Source organism: Mesorhizobium sp. P3_A9 (genome assembly GCF_056402975.1).
Genome location: NZ_JBFUGJ010000846.1, coordinates 1 through 519 on the forward strand (window position 1 = coordinate 1; position 519 = coordinate 519).

The 519-nt window shown below is 55.1% G+C and carries 1 pseudogene; it reads left to right on the top strand.

The window, feature by feature from the left end:
- Window positions 1-259 precede the first annotated feature (259 nt).
- Window positions 260-519, top strand: a pseudogene (locus tag AC1DX0_RS37070) (response regulator); the annotation flags it as partial.

Consider the following 519-nt stretch of genomic DNA (forward strand, 5'->3'; position numbering starts at 1 on the left):
ACTTTGCTTTTGCACGACCAATTCACTACTGTGAAGAACAAAACTTGCCTTAAATTGTAATGCTTCCGGCTATATTGCAGATGACTGCCATTTCAGCTTGACATGGGTGGCGATCTCACGCCATTTGGCTCTCAGATTTCAACCCTGCATTGAAACAGAGACGAGCGGCCAGCCCCTGCCCATGTGTCCACTAGATCGCGAGACAGAGACCACAATTCTCCCGAGTTTGATGGGCCGGAAGGCGAACGCCGAGATGATCATGGATCTCTCCCAGGTGCTCGTTGTCGGGAAATCGCCAATCAATCGGGTTGTGGTGTCGAAGATCGTCGAAAAATCCGGACTGAAGCCGATCTCGGAGACGCCTGAAATGGCGGCGAAGACGCTGAGAACCCTTGTTCCCGGCGCGGTTGTCCTCGATGGCGGAGCCGACAACAAGGACTGCGACGCGCTGATGTCCGGCATCGATGCTATGCGGCGGGCGTCCGGCAGATCGCTGCCCTCGGTCATCCTGCTTTCAAC